13 protein-coding genes, 1 tRNA gene and 1 pseudogene are annotated in these 17279 nt (G+C 59.9%); 9 read left to right on the top strand and 6 right to left on the bottom strand.

The window, feature by feature from the left end:
- The first annotated feature begins 2 nt into the window (after positions 1-2).
- Positions 3-476 carry a tripartite tricarboxylate transporter TctB family protein gene (locus HTY61_RS11140; RefSeq protein WP_175276859.1) on the top strand — a complete coding sequence of 158 codons (474 nt, stop codon included), beginning with the start codon at positions 3-5 and terminating at the stop codon, positions 474-476.
- Positions 476-1987, top strand: coding sequence for a tripartite tricarboxylate transporter permease (locus HTY61_RS11135; RefSeq protein ID WP_175276858.1), 1512 nt, complete (start codon positions 476-478; stop codon positions 1985-1987). Before HTY61_RS11140 ends, HTY61_RS11135 begins: the two co-directional genes overlap by 1 nt.
- A gap of 1032 nt (positions 1988-3019) precedes the next feature.
- Here HTY61_RS11135 and HTY61_RS11130 read toward each other — a convergent pair.
- A complete protein-coding gene (locus HTY61_RS11130; protein ID WP_175276857.1) occupies positions 3020-3916 on the bottom strand; it encodes a LysR family transcriptional regulator in 897 nt (298 codons plus the stop codon).
- 204 nt (positions 3917-4120) lie between these two features.
- Between HTY61_RS11130 and HTY61_RS11125 the strand changes: the two genes are divergently transcribed.
- From HTY61_RS11125 to HTY61_RS11105, 5 genes are all read left to right on the top strand, one after another.
- Positions 4121-4954, top strand: a complete 834-nt coding sequence (locus HTY61_RS11125) for a transporter substrate-binding domain-containing protein (protein ID WP_175276856.1) — start codon at positions 4121-4123, stop codon at positions 4952-4954.
- A 58-nt stretch (positions 4955-5012) separates the two neighbouring features.
- Entirely contained in the window at positions 5013-5984 is a 972-nt protein-coding gene (locus tag HTY61_RS11120) for an amino acid ABC transporter permease (RefSeq protein ID WP_175276855.1), read from the top strand.
- A 10-nt stretch (positions 5985-5994) separates the two neighbouring features.
- Entirely contained in the window at positions 5995-6735 is a 741-nt protein-coding gene (locus HTY61_RS11115; RefSeq protein ID WP_175276854.1) for an amino acid ABC transporter ATP-binding protein, read from the top strand.
- Between the two features lie 63 nt (positions 6736-6798).
- The gene (locus tag HTY61_RS11110) at positions 6799-8079 is read left to right on the top strand and encodes an NAD(P)/FAD-dependent oxidoreductase (RefSeq protein ID WP_175276853.1); all 1281 of its coding nucleotides are present in this window, start codon (positions 6799-6801) and stop codon (positions 8077-8079) included.
- A gap of 72 nt (positions 8080-8151) precedes the next feature.
- Positions 8152-9216 carry an ornithine cyclodeaminase gene (locus HTY61_RS11105; protein ID WP_175276852.1) on the top strand — a complete coding sequence of 355 codons (1065 nt, stop codon included), beginning with the start codon at positions 8152-8154 and terminating at the stop codon, positions 9214-9216.
- Between the two features lie 113 nt (positions 9217-9329).
- Here the strand turns inward: HTY61_RS11105 and HTY61_RS19505 are convergent.
- The 3 genes and pseudogenes from HTY61_RS19505 to HTY61_RS11090 form a co-directional block, all read right to left on the bottom strand.
- A pseudogene (locus tag HTY61_RS19505) lies at positions 9330-9803 on the bottom strand (transposase); the annotation flags it as partial.
- Positions 9804-10089: 286 nt separating this feature from the next.
- A complete protein-coding gene (locus tag HTY61_RS11095) occupies positions 10090-12306 on the bottom strand; it encodes a site-specific integrase (RefSeq protein ID WP_175276850.1) in 2217 nt (738 codons plus the stop codon).
- Positions 12307-12415: 109 nt separating this feature from the next.
- Positions 12416-12489 (bottom strand) — tRNA-Gln (locus HTY61_RS11090).
- Positions 12490-12654: 165 nt separating this feature from the next.
- On the opposite strand from HTY61_RS11090, the gene HTY61_RS11085 reads away from it, so the two are divergent.
- Positions 12655-14163, top strand: a complete 1509-nt coding sequence (locus HTY61_RS11085) for a Ppx/GppA phosphatase family protein (RefSeq protein WP_175276849.1) — start codon at positions 12655-12657, stop codon at positions 14161-14163.
- Entirely contained in the window at positions 14160-14900 is a 741-nt protein-coding gene (locus HTY61_RS11080; protein WP_175276848.1) for an RlmE family RNA methyltransferase, read from the top strand. The genes HTY61_RS11085 and HTY61_RS11080 overlap by 4 nt, the downstream gene beginning before the upstream one ends.
- Here the strand turns inward: HTY61_RS11080 and HTY61_RS11075 are convergent.
- On the bottom strand, positions 14883-16298 hold the full coding sequence (locus tag HTY61_RS11075) for an MFS transporter (RefSeq protein WP_175276847.1): 1416 nt from the start codon (positions 16296-16298) through the stop codon (positions 14883-14885). The two genes, HTY61_RS11080 and HTY61_RS11075, sit on opposite strands and share 18 nt — an antisense overlap.
- A 102-nt stretch (positions 16299-16400) precedes the next feature.
- Positions 16401-17276, bottom strand: a complete 876-nt coding sequence (locus HTY61_RS11070; RefSeq protein ID WP_175276846.1) for a transglutaminase-like domain-containing protein — start codon at positions 17274-17276, stop codon at positions 16401-16403.
- Between the last annotated feature and the right edge of the window lie 3 nt (positions 17277-17279).

Raw genomic sequence — 17279 nt, 5'->3', positions numbered from 1 at the left:
CCATGCAAATCCATGACGCTCTCATCGGTGCACTGTTGGCGCTATTCGGAGCCGTGGTGATTTGGCATGTGGGCAGCTTTCCGGTGGTCGCGGGCCAGTATTATGGCCCCGACCTTTTTCCTCGGTTGATCGGCGCCGGACTGGTCCTGTTGGGCGGCGCCCTGGTCTTGCGAGGGCGTGCGCGGGCAGGCCTGGTGCCCCGGCTGATGTCAATTCCGGCGGCTTTTGAAATTCGGCGCGGGGGGATGGCCGCGCTCTACATCGTGGCGTCCGTCGCGTCGATGGTGCTGTTCGGCGAGATCATCGGCGCGCAGATTCTGATCCTGGCCATACTGATGTCGGGCCTGCTGGCCCGGTACGGACGGCCTGCTGTCTCCATTCCGTTGTCGATCGCGCTGACAGTGCTTTTCGACCTGACCTTTCGCGTGCTTCTCAAGGTGCCGTTGCCGACCGGCCTTCTGCAGGACTTCATCTGATGTTTACGGACCTGATCGCTGCGGCCGGTCTCGTTGTCGCGCCGGAAACGCTGCTTTCCATCGTCGTTGCGGCGTTCTTCGGCTTCGTGGTGGGCGCGCTGCCGGGACTGACGGCAACGATGGCAGTGGCACTGCTCATACCGATCACTTTCCTCCTGTCGCCGATCGCGGCCATCGCGTCGATCGTTGCTGCAGCCGCCATGTCGATCTTCGCCGGCGATGTTCCGGGAGCGCTGCTGCGCATCCCGGGTACTCCCGCCTCGGCGGCATACATGGAGGACGCCAACGCACTCGTGCAGAAGGGCGAGGCCGGATACGTGATCGGGGCTTCGGCATTCTTCTCGATGCTGGGTGGCTGCATCGGGACGGTGATACTTGTAGCCGCCTCGCCGATCCTGGCGGATTTCGCGCTGAGCTTCAGCAGCTTCGAATTCTTCTGGCTCGGCTGTCTCGGTCTGAGTTGTGCGGTTTTTGTGGCGGGCGATGACCTGTTGAAGGGCATGGCTTCGCTCATGATCGGCCTCTTCATCGCATGCGTGGGCATGGATTACACCACCGGTTATCCGCGCTTCACCTTCGGATCCTGGGCGCTGCTCGAGGGCATTTCCTTCATTCCGGCGCTGATCGGCATGTTCGCGCTGCCCGAGATATTCCGTCTCATGGCGACGGTGCCGCGCGTCCAGAAGCTTGACAAAGGTGACGGAGGTTCGGCTTCCGGCAAGGTCCTGCGGGCGGGACGCCGGTACTGGTGGCCATCGCTGCGTGGCTCGATCATGGGAACCGCCATAGGTTCTCTGCCCGGTGCCGGGGCCGACATTGCCGCCTGGATCTCGGTCGCTGTAACCCGGCGTTTCAGTCGCGAGCCCGAAAAATGGGGCAAGGGCCATATCGAACCCATCGTGGCAGGTGGTTCGGCGAACAATGCCGCGCTGGCGGGGGCCTGGATTCCGGCGCTGGTTTTCGCGATCCCCGGAGACACGATCACTGCCATCGCCATTGGCGTGCTTTATCTGAAAGGGGTGAATCCGGGGCCGATGGTGTTTGTCGAGAATTCCCAGATGGTATACGCCGTCTTTCTGGTGTTCTTCCTTGCCAATCTCCTTTTGCTGCCTTTCAGCTGGATGGCGATCCGGATCGCTGGATTTGTGCTGAGGGTGCCCACAACAATCATCGCGCCGTCTCTACTGGTCCTCGCATGTCTTGGAGCTTTCGCCATAAACAATGACATGAGCGGACTGCTGGTGATGCTTGGACTTGGTGCGTTGGCGCTCTTGATGAATGCTTCGGGCTTGCCTCTCGCGCCAACGGTGCTGGGCATCGTCATGGGCCGAATAGTCGAACAGAACCTGATGCAGTCGCTCATCAGCACACAGGGCTCTGTTGCCGGGTTCTTTGAGCGTCCGGGGTCCGCTATTCTGGGTATCCTGACGCTTTCCCTATGGAGCTTCGCCGGAATAAAAGCCGCGCTCAACAGGCCTGCTGCACGCGATCGACGTAAGATGCGCGCTTAAGGGGCCGGCTTCTGATATCTGCTTACCTCTGTTCCCTATTGCAGGGCTCAGTACAGAAAACTTGGACTGGTCGCTACAGATTGATGAAAGTCGGGGGCGACAGGATGACCTGTACCCCGATCATTGGACAGTTTTCGGCGTTTTCGCACCTGCTGATCAGTTTGGAGTTGGTCGACAGCCTGTCATTAGATCACGGTAGATTGTTTGCCACCAAGGGTGGGACTGTATCTGGACTTAGAGTTCCACCCATTTACGGACACCGGTTCTTGCCTGCGATACGGTATTCCAAGCGCGCAGGTAGACGCTTTCGTATTATGGGGTGCGCTACTGGATCGGTTGGTGCTTCCAGCGCAGGTTCTCGAAGCTTGTCTGAGGGGAAAGACGGCGAGGGCAGGCGTGGCGGCGCCAACGGCGGGAGCGAGAAAGGCTGATCCGGAAGCACGCGGCAAAGGGTAGGTGACGCAGTCCGGCTGTGCCCAAGATTAGGAGAGTTGGTCGAGGGGGGCTGCTGTTCCGGCTCGGGGCCCCTGTCGGTTTGGTCTCGGTGTTCTATGGTCCCAGCCGGGTTTCGGTCAGGTCTGACTGACGGTTCCGCCGTTTCTGATCCGGCGTCGGTTTGTCATGTCGGTGTCCGGACCAAACGCCCGATCCCCGTGCAAACTCCGTTTGCCCAACCTCCAGCCTGTTCTCCCCGTTACTCCTCGTAGCGCCATTTGCAGATGAATCGCGAAGATATTAGGGGGAGGCAGGGCAGTGCAGGAAAAGTTTTCCGGTGGGCGATTGTTCAACCTGCGCGGATCGGCATACTCAACAACTGGGCTTCAGTTGCGATTGGATGGAAGTCCAGTGGCAGGTCAGATGTTCGCAGGCGAAAGCGATGATGGCGCTGGTCAATCTGCCTATGACTTTTATCCATGTCCCGGCTCGCGGCGCTACCGGGGCAGGCTGCCGGTGCGCTCGTTCGAAATTTCGTGCCTTTTTCTCCTCGTAAACATCGCTGCGGACTCATTCATTGGGGGAGTGGCGGTTCCGCTAGGCGTCAAGTGCCTTCAGAATGTACAAGAGCATCGACCTTGCTGCTGCAGACATAGGCCGCGCATTGACAGAATGCACGTCTATCGACTCGTAAATGGTCGGTTGGAACGGTTTCAGAACAACGTCGCGGTTGTCTCTTTTGTTCCGCGTGGTGAACAATCTGATGCTCAGCGGGTCCAGAACGGCGGCGCCAGCACCAAGTTCCACCATCAAAAGGGCCTGAATGCTGGAGTCGACGGTCAGGGTCGAGTTGAATTGCACCCCGGCCTGCTGGTGTGCTGATGCCAGTTGGTGGAAGGTTTCATGTTCCTGACCAAGGGTGATCCAGTTCGTTCCGGCAAGATCCTCGGGCTGGATTACATCAAGCGCGGCAGCCGGGTGGGATCTGTGGACGGCGCAAAGACAAACCATTCGGTGCGGCTGCGAGTCATAGCGGGGTGACTGCAATCCGGTGTCGGCAATGCCGATATCTGCATTTCCCGTTGCTACCAACTCGCGGATTGAGGCCGAGTTTCGGATTTTCAACGAGACGTTGGTCCTGGGATTCTGGCGCATGAACTCCGCTACCAGACCAGGCAGGAATCCCAATGAAGGTCCCGGCGTTGCCGCGATCCGGACCAACCCCCGGTCTCCTCGGCCAGCGCGCTTGAAGCTGGCGGTCAACTGCTCAAAGCCGTGCAGGAACTCCGAAATGTCTTCGATGAGCAGGTTCGCTTCAGGTGTAGGTTGCAGGCCGGTCCCCTCACGGCGGAAAAGGCTGTAGCCGATTTCCGCTTCCAGCGCTGCCAGAGACTTGCTTATTGCCGGCTGGCTGAGGTGCATTGTTTCCGCGGCCCGAGTGACGGATCCGGTTTCGTATACGGCTGAAAACACCTGCAAGTGCTTGATATTCATTGGTCAATCCTGAACCGGTTCATGCTCCGGCGCGCAATTCCATTTGGTTATGAGAAGCTGATAACTATTCATTTGTATCATGACAACTCCCGCCCTAGCCTCTTCGCATCAGCCCGCACTGTCCGCATCCGAAGCTCCGCCGACTGCTGGCATGGCTGGGTGGTTCGTTGGCCTCCGGGCCATCGGTATTCCAAGGGAGGGAACATGAAACCTGCTGAACACTTCAAAATGGCGTTGGCCGGTCTTGCTTGCGCTTTCGTTGTCACCACGGCCTATGCCGGAGAAGCTCTGGACCGTGTCATGGAAACAAAAGTGCTGAAGGTGGCCACTTCGGCCAACTGGGCGCCCCAGAGCTTTCTGAACGAACAAAATGAAATGGATGGTTTTGACGTCGATGTTGCCAAGGAGATCGCCAAGCGGCTCGGCGTCGAAGTCGAGTTTGTGACGCCAGCTTGGGACGTGATCACGGCCGGCAACTGGAACGGGCGGTGGGACATTTCTGTAGGCTCGATGACGCCGACGGCCAAGCGGGCAGAAGTCCTCGCCTTTCCCGCAATTTACTACTACACGCCAGCTGCCGTCGCCGTGCATCGCGATAGCAAGGCCGTCAAGCCATCCGATCTTGATGGCAAGGTCGTCGGTGCCTGTGCCAATTGCACATATGAGCTCTATCTGAAGCGCGATCTGACTATTGATGCTGTGGGCGTTCCGACATTCGAATACCAGATCGCACCGGGCGAAATCCGTTCTTACCAGGGGCCGCAGCCTGCGTTCGATGATCTGCGCCTTGGCAACGGCACGCGCTTGGACGGTTTGGTTGAAGGTCTGCCGGCCATCAATGACGCCATCGAGACTGGCTATCCGATCAAGGTGATTGGTGAGCCCTTGTTTTATGAGCCCCTTGCGCTGGCGATTGATCTTGGTGACGGCGAATTCAACGATGTGCTGGCTGGCATCGTCGCGGACATGAAGGCCGATGGCACCATGACCGCTCTTTCGATGAAGTGGTACGGATTCGATTACACCAAGGCCGAATGAGGATGCCGGTCCGGCGCGGACGGTGCGCGCCGGACCATCTTTTCCGCGTGGGGGCGCTATGCTTTACCAAGACACTGTAGTCCAAGGCCCTTTGGTTCGTAATCCGCTGTTTCTGACCGGAGTCGTCGCTGTTCTGACGGTCCTGTTCGGCGTGATTGATCTGACTGGCACGATCTTTGGCGACTTGCTTCGCCCTGCAATCGGGGAGCCGACGCAGTCGGGGATGACCGGTCGGCTTGCCGTCGCCTTCGCCCTGTCGATCTGTTTGGGGATCAACATTGTCCTGGTCAGTTTCCTGGCGTTTCGCGTGCAGATGTTCGTTGTCTGGATGGAACTCTTGGGGCTGTTCCTGGCCTTCTTCTATGGCTTCAACCTCGACTTCGCGTTCATCCGCTCGAAGATCTGGTTCATGGTCGCCCAAGGTGTGCTGACCACAATTTACATCTCGGGAATATCGATTGTTCTCGCCTCTGCACTGGCCTTGATCGGGGCTATCGCCAAACTGTCTGCAAATGGCTTTGCCTTTGCAATTGCCAGTTTCTACACCTCATTCTTCCGCGGCTTGCCGCTTTTGATGCAAGTCTACCTGATCTACCTGGGCATGCCGCAACTGGGCTATGTGATCGACGCGGTGCCGGCCGGCATTCTGGCGTTGACCCTGTGTTATGGCGCCTACATGACCGAGATTTTCCGCGCCGGAATTCAGTCAATCGACAAGGGGCAATGGGAAGCGTCGCGGTCCTTGGGCATGAAGTTCGGTCGTACGATGCGCAGCATCATACTGCCCCAGGCATTGCCGTTGATTATTCCGCCGACCGGAAACCAATTCATTTCCATGCTGAAGGATAGTTCGCTTGTCTCGGTCATTGGCGTCTGGGAGCTAATGTTTCTTGCTCGCACACTGGGGGCAAAGGATTTCAAGCACATGGAAATGCTGATCACTGCCGCGCTGATTTACTGGGTTTTGTCGATCGTTCTGGAACTCATCCAGTCGCGAATCGAGCGCCACTATCGCAGAGCTTCGCATTGAGGATCGAGACATGACGAATCCGATCATCCGCATGGAAAACGTCAACAAGTGGTATGGCGACTTTCACGCCCTGAAGGACATCAATTTCACCGTCAACGAAGGCGACCGTATTGTCATATGCGGACCATCGGGGTCGGGAAAATCAACGCTTATCCGGACGCTGAACTGGCTTGAATCCCACCAGAATGGCCGGATTGTCGTCAACGGACGGGAATTGCATCGCAAGATGAAAGACATCGATGCGGTTCGTGTCGATGTCGGCATGGTATTCCAGCACTTCAACCTATTTCCGCACATGACCGTTCTGGAGAACCTGATGGCGGCGCCGGTCTGGGTGCGCAGTATGACCAAGGGTCAGGCTAGGGAAAACGCCATGAAATACCTTGAGCGCGTTTGTATTGCGGATCAGGCCGACAAGTATCCCGGCCAGCTTTCTGGCGGGCAACAGCAACGGGTGGCTATCGCACGGTCTTTGTGCATGTCGCCCAAGGTGATGCTGTTCGATGAACCGACCTCGGCACTTGATCCCGAAATGGTAAGCGAAGTCTTGGAAACCATGGTCTCGCTGGCAAAAGACGGCATGACCATGGTCTGCGTTACTCATGAGATGGGTTTCGCGAGGGCGGTTGCCGATCGGGTCGTTTTCATGGACGGCGGACGAATCATCGAGGAAGCGGATCCGGAAACCTTTTTCAACGCTCCGGTCAATGCGCGGACAAAAAGCTTCCTGGGCCAGGTATTGCGGCATTGACCGCTGCCGCTGCGGCCGGAAAGCCGGTGCGCCGGCGCCCTGTTTTCGTCGTCGAATGATCCAATGAAAAACAATGCTGTCCACAATAGCCGAGGCGGTCTGGAGATCGCTGTGATCGGTGCCGGTATCGTGGGAAGCGCAACCGCGCTGGCACTGGCCGAAGACGGCCACACCGTCACTGTATATGATCCGGCCGCTCCGGGCTCGGGTACGTCATTCGGCAATGCCGGAGCCATCGTTACGGGCTCTGTCATGCCGAACGCCACACCGGATGTCCTGAAATCCATCCCCGGCTATCTGCTCGATCGGGATGGGCCGGCGGTATTGCGGCTTGCGCACCTGCCCCGCGCGCTGCCTTGGCTTTGGCGCTTTGTCAGCGCTGGCCGGATCACTGAGGTCGAGCGCATCTCGCGTGCGCTTGGGCCTCTCGTCACGCAAGCGCTCGAAGACTACCAGCCGCTTCTGCGGCTAAGTGGTGCAGATAATTGCATCAGGCAGGCTGGCTGGCTGAAAGTCTATGCTTCCGAGGCAGAATTCGCGACGACCAGGCTTGAGCGGCGGTTGCAGGCCAAAGCCGGAATCAAAGCCGAGGTCCTGGACAGGGATGCCTTGCTACGCCTGGAACCCGCGCTATCTCCCGAAGTCTGTCGCATGGGTCTGTTTCAGAGCCGGTCCGGGTTTGTTGCGAATCCCCGAGGCTTGGCCGAGGCCTTTGCACGGGCCGCGCAATCCCGAGGCGCGCGCCATGTGCGTGCCAAGGTTGACCGCATTGTGTCGAGGCAGGACGGGCCCAGCCTAGTCGGCGCCTGTGGGATGAACCGGCCCTTCGACAAGATCGTCGTGGCGGCCGGAGCTTGGTCACGGCGTCTGGTTCGCGATGTCGGCGATCGGGTTCTGCTGGATGCCGAGCGCGGATATCACATGATATTCGCGACGGGCCGCGACGCGCTGCTATCGAGACCAGTCTGTTTCCCGGGCATTGGGATGGTGCTTTCCCCGATGATCGGTGGGCTTCGGGTCTTGAATGGCACCGAGCTTGCTGGTCTTGATGCGCCGCCGGATTATCGCCGCATCCGCCAGCTGAAAAATCAGGCCCACAAAGTCCTGCCCGCTCTGACGGGGCAGCCGGTCGGGAATGAGTGGATGGGCTTCAGGCCGTCTACGCCGGACTCGCTTCCGGTTATTGGGCCGTCACCGAGAAATCCCAATGTGTTTTACGCGTTTGGACACGGACATTTGGGTGTCACAATGGCTGCGACGACCGCGCGGATGATCCGAAGCATGATTGCGCGCGGCGGTCCAGGCAAGGACGCTACCCCGTACCTGATAGATCGCTTCTGTTAGCGGTGACGCCGTGGAGACTGCTGTCCGACGGGACGGTTTCGAAATCAAACCTATGATGCCGGTGGGTAAAACATGACCAAGCTTTCATCCAACCTTTCCACGATCCCGTTTGTAAGTGTCGAAAACATGATGCAGATCGTCCTCGACGAAGGCGTCGAAGATGCGATGGCGCAGATCGCCGTATACATCGAGGAGGATTTTCGCCGCTGGCCATTATTCGATAAGACGCCTCGCGTTGCGTCGCATTCGCGTGACGGTGTAATTGAATTGATGCCGACATCGGATGGCGTCGACTACGGGTTCAAGTATGTCAATGGGCATCCCAAGAACACCCGAGACGGTCTTCAGACTGTCACGGCCTTCGGGCTTTTGGCATCGGTCGATACCGGTTATCCTCTCCTCCTGACAGAAATGACCATATTGACGGCACTTCGTACCGCCGCAGCCTCAGCCGTGGCAACGAGACATCTGGCGCGACCAGATTCGCAAGTCATGGCCATGATTGGCAATGGCGCCCAATCAGAGTTTCAGGCCCTTGCGCTAAAGAGGATATGCGGGATCACAACTGTCCGGCTTTATGACACCGATGGGGATGCCGAGCGCAAGTGTGGTGCAAATCTTGCTGATAGCGGCCTGAAAGTAATACCCTGTCGATCCGCGGAAGAGGCCGTACTAGGGGCCGACATCATTACGACGTGCACCGCCGACAAGCAGAATGCCACGGTCCTCCATGACAATATGGTTGGCGCTGGGGTGCACATCAATGCCATAGGTGGCGACTGCCCCGGCAAGACAGAGCTTCATGCAGACATACTGAAACGTTCTTCCGTGTTCGTCGAATACACCCCGCAAACGCGCATTGAAGGCGAAATTCAGCAGATGCCGAGCGACTTTCCGGTGACAGAACTTTGGCAGGTGGTAACCGGCGCCGCCTCGGGAAGGACCGATGCCCGGCAGATCACCCTGTTCGACGGCGTGGGCTTCGCGATCGAAGACTTCTCTGTCTTGCGCTGGTTGCGGGATCGCTTGGCAATGTCAACACGACGCGAAATGCTAGACATTATCGCCGATCCTGATGATCCAAAGGATATCTTTGGTATGCTGAAGCGTGCGCAAGCAAGGCGGATGACAGCTTGAACTCTCTTCCCGGGAACGGCATCAATCATGTCCAATACGGACTCCGGGTGGGGCACCGTGTCATTGAGCGCGATAAGCCCGCCTGAGGACCATCGGTCACACCAGCGGTATTAGGTCGTGCGCGGGATGCCGAGCATGGCCAGTGTCTGACGGCGGGCAGATGCGAGGCTTCGACGGTGCGGATTACCTCCAGATTTTTCCGATGCCGGATACCTCATGCCTCGCACTCTCCATCCCCGGTCATGCCTTATTGAGCAGGCGGTTTTCCAGCGTCAGCTCGCCGACGACTTCCTTCAGCGCAGCCGTTTCCGAGCGTAGCTCCGTAACCTCAGGCGATGTCGCCTGGCGAGCGGTATCCCTGGCCAGGCGGCGCGAGCCCGCTACGGAGAATTTTTTCGACCACGTGGAATACAGGCTCTCGCTAATGCCCTCACGCCGGTACAGCGCGGCAATGCTCTCCTCCCCGCGCAGGCCGCCAGCACGATCCTGATCTTCTCTTCCGCAGAATACTGTTTGCGCGTCTTGCGCTTGATCCCTTTGACCAGCTTGGTAGCCGCGTCAATCGAGGTTCCGGATTGCTTGTTCATCTTCGCTCCTTGGTGGCGGCGATGAACCAGAAATCCGCCGTTACGAAAAACTCAAACTTGTCCTATAGGCGCTGACGTCAGACAGGGAACCGCAACGCGCATGTGTTCTTCGGTGAGCGGTCGCCCCCTCCGCGGGGGCGTGGATTGAAACGCCGCCCGGGCGGCGCGCAGGGCTGCTGCGAGACGCGTCGCCCTGGGGGGGTGATTGAAATGCACCTTCATGAGGGGGCGCGTACCATGCCCGCGACCGGAAACGTTGTCTACGTCGATAACATTATTGTACGAGCTAACGAATTTCCCCGCCTTCGCGCTTTTTCGCCCGCATCTTGCGTGCATGTTCCAGCTTTTGTGCAGGCGTTTTCCCCGCCCATGGGGGAGCCCGACGCTCTGCCACCCACGGAAGCAGCCGGATTGGCTGCGGCTCGAGATGATCGGTAATCTTGGGATAGACGGCCAGATGTTGACGGATTAGCGGAAGGCCGGCGGCATTCGTGTAGCGCGTGCTCGTTTCGCCCTTCGCTATGCGCCCGGCGATATCGTCAATGATGCCCGGGTGTACGCCTGCCTGCTTCAGCGTATTCGCATGACCATGGCGGAGCGCGTGCAGGAACCGTTTCCATTTGGCGTTGTTGATTTCAGGGGACTGCAGCACCGCGGGCACGAAATCCTTGTAGAAGCGATCTCCGGGCCTGGATGTGCCGTGAGGCGAATAGAGTTCCGGGAACAGGGCCTCATAGCCTAGTTCGCGAATGGCCTGTACGTAGTCGATGAAATTCAGGCGGATCAGTTCATCCGGAACGGGCAACATTCGGTTGGATTGCATATTCTTGATGCGCCGCAGGGCAGTAGGCCGGATGTCGATCGCCCAGCCGTTCGGCGTTTCTGTCACTTCGTCGACAGAAAGCCCCGCGATTTCTTCGCGCCGCGCGCCGAGATAGGCAAGCAGCATCGGCACGAAATAGTTCGCACAGTGGAATACATAAGGGCCGCTCGTTCCCTGGTCTTCCGACCCAAGACAGCCTGTGAATATAGGGATCCTGAACATGGGCCGTAGACGTTCGGGTTCCGGCTTGTCGGTCATGTAGCGGATATCGCCCTGCCTGGGCTTTCTGGGGCGCAATCCCTCGAAGGAAATTTCCGGCATCTGGTATCCCTTGCCCCGGACGTGTTTCAGGAAACCGTCCAGGTTGCCAAGATGCTTCCGGATGGTTTGCGGCCCCAAGCCGATGCGGGGAGGTCTTTCGCCTCTGGCTTCCGCCAATTCTTTCCGCTTTGCTGTTGCTTCCCTCAGTTCCGCCGGAGACAGGGATCGCAGTCGAGAACTGCGGCCATAGTCGGCCAGAACGCTGTTGAAGTGTTCGCACAATTTTCCGGCATGGAACTGTCTGATCTCGTTGGTGTATTCCACGCCGTGTTCCTGCAATACGCCGATGAATGTGCGTACCGCGACACGGATGTCCTTAAGAGTACCCTCGTCGATCTCATGTGCACGCGATTGTGCATAGCGCTCCATAAGGTCGTTCAGTTGAGCAACAGGGCAGATTTCGCCTTCAATCCCGTCGCGGGTTTGATTGGCCGGACCTTCGTGGCGGGGGAGGGGCTTCAAGTCCGGAGCCTTGTACCGATCTGCCTTGGCCTCTCCTGCCGCTGAACCGATCGCTTCCGCTGTTTCGGTAGCATCGTCGGATTGCGCGGAAAACTTTTCGTCCGGATCATGTTCCGGCAACTGAACTGCCTGCGCAACGTCGGTCATGTGCTGCGCTTGGTCGTTTTCATCGACTGCTGGCACGATGCCGGAAGGAGGAAACACGCCGGGTTCAAGATAGCGGCCTGCAGTGTCGAGCAGGACATCCGCCTTGGCGCGCATCAGTTCCATGATCGCCTTTTCGCGATTGACGAGCGTGTCTTCGATGCCGTGGCGCTTCATGTCCTCGACAAGCGCGTCTTCGAAGGCGCGGCTGCGGCATGCAACCTGTTCCTGCCTGAACGTCTCCGCGATGGTCGGGATCATGTTCTCCGGGATGCCTTCCTTGAGCAGGATCGCGCGTGCCGGACAACTCTCTCCGAAGTCAGGTCGCCGCATGGTTCCGTAAAGCTGGATCAACCGATAGGCCCAGCCGACTTCGAGGTCGGCGCGAAGGCTGTCGCGCGGATCCGATCCGCTTCTGCGTGCGGCAAAGACCAGCGAATCGAGATGGTCTGTCATCCGGTCGATCTCGGCGCGGAACAGCGCTTCGAGCTGATCCCTGGTCGTCATATGTGCGGTCGGCCCCAGTTTCATTTCATGCAGCAGCGTGTTCAGGCGTCTGGCCATCCACGCAGCTTTCCTATGATCGGAATGCCTAAGGCTCAGTGAAAGATGGGATGACCGGCGTGCCGACCGGAACAGTGCGGGGATGCGGGGCCGCCAGTAGAAATGATGTCCTCGCCGGACGAGATTCTGCACTTCGTGTCGCGTTGCCATGACCGAACCGCTCGATTCGTTGGGGCGTTCGGCGCGCAATGTGCCTCAGCCCTGTGCCTCAGTTTCGTGCACAAGGTGGTCCGGATGGCTTTCGAAGGATTCGCAGCGATGATGATTTCCCAATGAAATCAATCGCTTGAATGGAAAATGGCTGGGGAACCTGGATTCGAACCAGGACTAACGGAGTCAGAGTCCGCTGGTCTACCGTTAACCTATTCCCCAACGCTGTCGAGACCGGCCATATAGAGCGTTCGGAAAAAAAATGCAATTCCCGATCCGCGACAAATGCACTTGGTGAAATTGCCGGCTGCTGATACGATGTTCTCAACGACAATCGTGATGCGCAAGCAGCGCCCTTGAGGCAGCGCGGCGCAGGAAAGGTAGAGAGTGAAGGACCCCGACACGGATGCGTTGGCATCCGGATCGGCGCCTTCCCGCACCGGTTTCGATCCTGCGGGGTCTGGACCGGCCGGAGTGCAACGGGATCGCTCGGACAACTCTTCCGCGGTCGCATCCGGGCAATCCGCACGGAAGCTCGGCGGCGATGGAAAATCGTCAGATTTCGTCGACGCTTCGCAGGATGGAAGGCTCGATCACCATAAGGAAAAGAAAGGGCGCAAGCGCCGCCGTCGCCGCCGTGGCAGGCAAAAGCCTGCCGCGGAAGCATCGGTTCCCGCTGGCGAGTCGCCGCCGACGAAAAATGCTGCCGAGCCGGTGGTTCCCGGCTCGCCGCAGCGCCGCAAGCGCCGGCGCGGTCGCAAGAAGCCGCATGTTCATGTTTCCGGACAGGATGCCACTCCCGGCATCCGACAGAGCGCTTCCGTCTCGCCGAAATCACCGACAGAGGCGACGTCGGGGCGGGAAAAACGGTATCCGGACTACTATGCGGCGCTCGATCTCGGTACCAACAACTGTCGTCTGCTCGTGGCCACCCCGACCCGACCCGGCCAGTTCCGCGTCGTCGACTCGTTCTCGCGGATCGTACGTCTCGGCGAGGGGTTGTCGCGTACCGGCCGCCTGTCGGAAGCCGCGATGGGGCGTGCCGTCGAGGCGCTGAAGATATGCCGCGACAAGCTGCAGGCTCGCCAGATACGCCGCATGCGGTTGATAGCTACCGAGGCCTGCCGGGCGGCTGAAAACGGCACGGAGTTTCTCGAGCGGGTGCGCGAGGAAACGGGTCTGGCGCTTGAAATCGTGGATCGCGAGACCGAGGCCCGGCTCGCCGTGAGTGGCTGTTCGTCGCTCGTTGGTCGCGACACCGATTCCGTCGTGCTTTTCGATATAGGGGGCGGTTCCTCGGAAATTGCGCTTGTCGATGTCAAGGATCGCCGCTCGCGTCGTCTCGCCGATCACATCGTTGCATGGACATCATTGCAGGTGGGGGTGGTCACGCTGTCGGAAAAGTTCGACGGGCGCCATGTCAGCCCGCAGGTTTTCGCCGACATGACCGATTACGCCACCGAGCTCCTGTTTCGTTTCGAGGAGCGGGATCGGCTGGCCGACAGGGTCGGAATGGAGGGTTTCCATCTTCTCGGGACATCGGGCACGGTGACTACGCTTGCCGGGATTCATCTCGACTTGCCGAAATATGACCGCCGTCGCGTCGACGGCTTGTGGATGACCTCGGAGGAGGTCGACGCCATGAACGCTCGGCTTCTTTCCTGGTCGTTCGACGAGCGCGTTGCCAATCCCTGTATCGGCGCGGATCGTGCTGACCTCGTGCTCGCCGGCTGTGCCATTCTGGAGGCGATCCGGCGCGTTTGGCCGTCCCGGCGCCTGCGTGTCGCCGACCGCGGTCTTCGCGAGGGCATACTAACCGAAATGATGGCCGCGGACGGTGTCTGGCGGCGCGGCGCCAATCCCTGGCGCAATCGATCTCAGAGGAATGGCAAATGAGCGGCAGGAAACCCACCAGGGGCGGTGCGTTGTCGGGGCGGGGCGGCCGTTCGATCAACCAGCGTGTCAAGAAGGGCAGGGGGCTGAAAAACTCGTCGCGTCGCTGGATTGAGCGACAGCTGAACGATCCCTATGTCCAGCGCGCCAAGGCTGAGGGCATGCGTTCGCGGGCGGCGTACAAGCTGATCGAGATCGACGACAAGCACCACATCCTGAAGAAGGGCGACCGGGTGATCGACCTCGGCGCCGCGCCCGGCGGCTGGTGCCAGGTGGCGGCAACGCGGATAGGCTCCACCGACGAGGACAAGCGCATCGCGGCCATAGACTATCTTGAATTCGATCCGATACCGGGCGTGGAGATCCTGCAGATGGACTTTCTAGACGATGAAGCGCCCGGAAAGCTGATCGAGGCACTTGGCGGCATGCCCGATGTCGTTCTTTCCGACATGGCGGCACCGACCATCGGCCATCGCCAGACCGACCACTTGCGCACCATGCACCTGATCGAGGTGGCGGCCGACTTCGCCATCCGCGTGCTGAAGCCGGGAGGCCATTTCCTGGCCAAGACCTTCCAGGGGGGCACGGAAAAGGCGCTGCTGGATTTGCTGAAACGCAATTTCCGGAGCGTCATCCACGTGAAGCCGCCGGCATCGCGCGCCGAGTCGGTTGAACTCTACATTCTCGCCAAGGAGTTCAAGGGCCGTGACACCGACGAGGCCTCACTGGCGGACGGGTGAGGCGGCCCGCGATCCGGCTTCGCGCAGTGCGTGGCCCGAGACCGTTCGACCGGCGTCCGGCGGCAGGTAGAGGAAGGGAATGATCGCCAGCGCCGAGATCGCCGCGACGACGAAGAAGCCCATGTGGAATGCCGGCAGCCCCAGTTCGCCGCCGTTCAATATCGTGACCACATCCAGCACCCCGCCTGCCAGCGCAACACCCACCGCGATGGACACCTGTTGCATCGCCGAGGTGACGGCGGTTGCCTGGGCGGCTTCCCTATCGGAAATGTCGGCGAATGTCAGCGCGTTTGCGGACGTGAAGAAGAGCGACCGAACGAGGCCGCTTGCGAATAGCAGCAACATGATCGCCGCGATCGGCGTCGCCGGCGTGAAGAAGCCGTTGACCGCGATCGAGACGGCGGCCCCTCCGGCCGCACCGATCAGCACCATGCGGAAACCGGCCGTTCTGAGTATGCGTTTGACGGTGAATTTCATCACGATGGCCCCTCCGGCCGACACGAATGTCACCATGCCGGACTGGAAGGGCGTCAATCCGAAACCGATTTGCAGCATGAGCGGCAGCAGGAACGGGACCGCGCCGGCCCCGATCCGGAACAGGTTCGCGCCGATGATGGCGGAACGGAATGTCCGGTTGGCAAAAAGCTTCGGATCGAGCAGCGGGTCGGTCGCACGCCGTGCATGGGTGACGTAGCCTGCGAAGGCGGCAATGCCGGCCAGAGTGGCGGCAACGCCCCAAACGGGGGGCAGGGCCGGAAGGCTAATCACCGACAGGCCGAACACGATGCCGGCGGCGGCAGTGCCAGCCAGCATGAAGCCGGTCCAGTCTACACGGCGCGGCGGGGGCGGATTGTCCGTCGGCAGCAGGGCAACCGCGAAGATCACGCCCGCAACCCCGATCGGGATGTTGACAAGAAATATCCAGTGCCATGAGAAGAACGTCGTCAGGAAACCGCCGATCGGCGGCCCGGCCATCGGTCCGACGAGCGCGGGGATGGTCAGCCATGCCATGGCATTGACCAGGTCCGACTTCTCTGTCGAACGCAACAACACCAGCCTGCCGACAGGCGTCATCATCGCCCCTCCCATGCCTTGCAGGAAGCGTGAAACGACGAATTGGGCAAGCGAGCCGGATGCTGCACAAGCTATTGATCCGACCATGAACACCACGATCGCACTGGCGAATACACGGCGGGCGCCGAAGCGGTCGGCCATCCATCCGGATATGGGAATGAAGACGGCAAGCGCGACCAGGTAGGTCGTCAATGCCAGCTTCAGCGCGATCGGCGTCGTGCCGATATCCGCGGCGATCGCCGGCAGGGCGGTCGAGATCACCGTGGAGTCCATGTGTTCCATGAACAGGGCGATCGCGAGGACGAGGGGGACTGTACGGGTCAACGGACGGTCTTCTTTGATGGGAGGCTCTCGCTCTTATGGCGATTGCCGTGCATATGGCAAGTGGTACGACTTCGTCCGTCTGTGCCCTGCCGGTCCTTCCGGTCAACCGCTTGCGCGCTGTGCGTTTCCGTCGGCCGGAATGCGCGCCATCCTGATGTCCGGCGTTGCGGGCATGACACCGCCATTGCCATCGAGCCAGAGGGGCTCGCCGACCAGCTTGAGCTCGGCTATGCCGAGTTCGGGAAAGTCGAGCCCCATGGAATGGGCCATGGCGACGCGGCTGCCGGGCTTCGGGTTAAGGCCGGAGCAGATGTCTCGCCTGCCCATCTTGAGGTGGTGGGCGATATCCCATTCCAGCACTACCCCCTCGTGCCGCGTGACGACCCAGCAATGCATGTCCTCGCAGCAGCCGTTCTTTTCCGCGGGAAAGAAATATCCCGTAACGTAGCCTGCCTCGAAGCCGGCCGCTCGCAGCGCCGCGATCAGATAGGTGTTGATATCGACGCAGGATCCTTCTGTCAGGCCGCAGCCGAGATGCGGGATTTCTTCCTTGCCCTCGTAGAACCGAGTCGTCGGATGCCCGTAGGTAAACTTCTCTGCCGTGTCATTGACAATGGCCGCGATGGCCGCATGGCCGTCGCGCGCCCTGCCGGCGATGCCGCGCGCGTCGGACACGAGTTCGTCGGCCGCGCGGGTGTAGCGGTTGTCCCGGGGGTGGAAGATCGGATCGGGATAGTGTCCGGCGATCTCCGCAAAGCGGTAGCCGAGCGTGACCTTGCCGGTTCCGTCCGGCTCGATCAGCGCCATCGTTTGCCCGCTCGTCGTCTCTCCTGTCAAACTGAACGTGCCGCCCTTGACCGTGAATGCTACTGGTAGCTGGTAGGGGGTCGGAATGCCGACCGGGGCCAGCAGTCTTCCGTCCAAGGCGGGCTCCGGATCGACCTCGACCGTGATGCCGGTTATGTCCGCGGTGACCATGTA

The organism is Oricola thermophila, from assembly GCF_013358405.1.
GTDB classification, from domain to species: Bacteria; Pseudomonadota; Alphaproteobacteria; order Rhizobiales; family Rhizobiaceae; genus Oricola; species Oricola thermophila.
Note: the sequence above shows the minus strand (reverse complement) of the source record. Positions and strands in the feature narration are given on the sequence as shown.

Coding starts and splice junctions, on each gene's coding strand:
- HTY61_RS11140 (WP_175276859.1), top strand. CDS start 3: ATGCAAATCCATGACGCTCTCATCGGTGCACTGTTGGCGCTATTCGGA.
- HTY61_RS11135 (WP_175276858.1), top strand. CDS start 476: ATGTTTACGGACCTGATCGCTGCGGCCGGTCTCGTTGTCGCGCCGGAA.
- HTY61_RS11130 (WP_175276857.1), bottom strand. CDS start 3,916: ATGAATATCAAGCACTTGCAGGTGTTTTCAGCCGTATACGAAACCGGA.
- HTY61_RS11125 (WP_175276856.1), top strand. CDS start 4,121: ATGAAACCTGCTGAACACTTCAAAATGGCGTTGGCCGGTCTTGCTTGC.
- HTY61_RS11120 (WP_175276855.1), top strand. CDS start 5,013: ATGCTTTACCAAGACACTGTAGTCCAAGGCCCTTTGGTTCGTAATCCG.
- HTY61_RS11115 (WP_175276854.1), top strand. CDS start 5,995: ATGACGAATCCGATCATCCGCATGGAAAACGTCAACAAGTGGTATGGC.
- HTY61_RS11110 (WP_175276853.1), top strand. CDS start 6,799: ATGAAAAACAATGCTGTCCACAATAGCCGAGGCGGTCTGGAGATCGCT.
- HTY61_RS11105 (WP_175276852.1), top strand. CDS start 8,152: ATGACCAAGCTTTCATCCAACCTTTCCACGATCCCGTTTGTAAGTGTC.
- HTY61_RS11080 (WP_175276848.1), top strand. CDS start 14,160: ATGAGCGGCAGGAAACCCACCAGGGGCGGTGCGTTGTCGGGGCGGGGC.
- HTY61_RS11070 (WP_175276846.1), bottom strand. CDS start 17,276: ATGGTCACCGCGGACATAACCGGCATCACGGTCGAGGTCGATCCGGAG.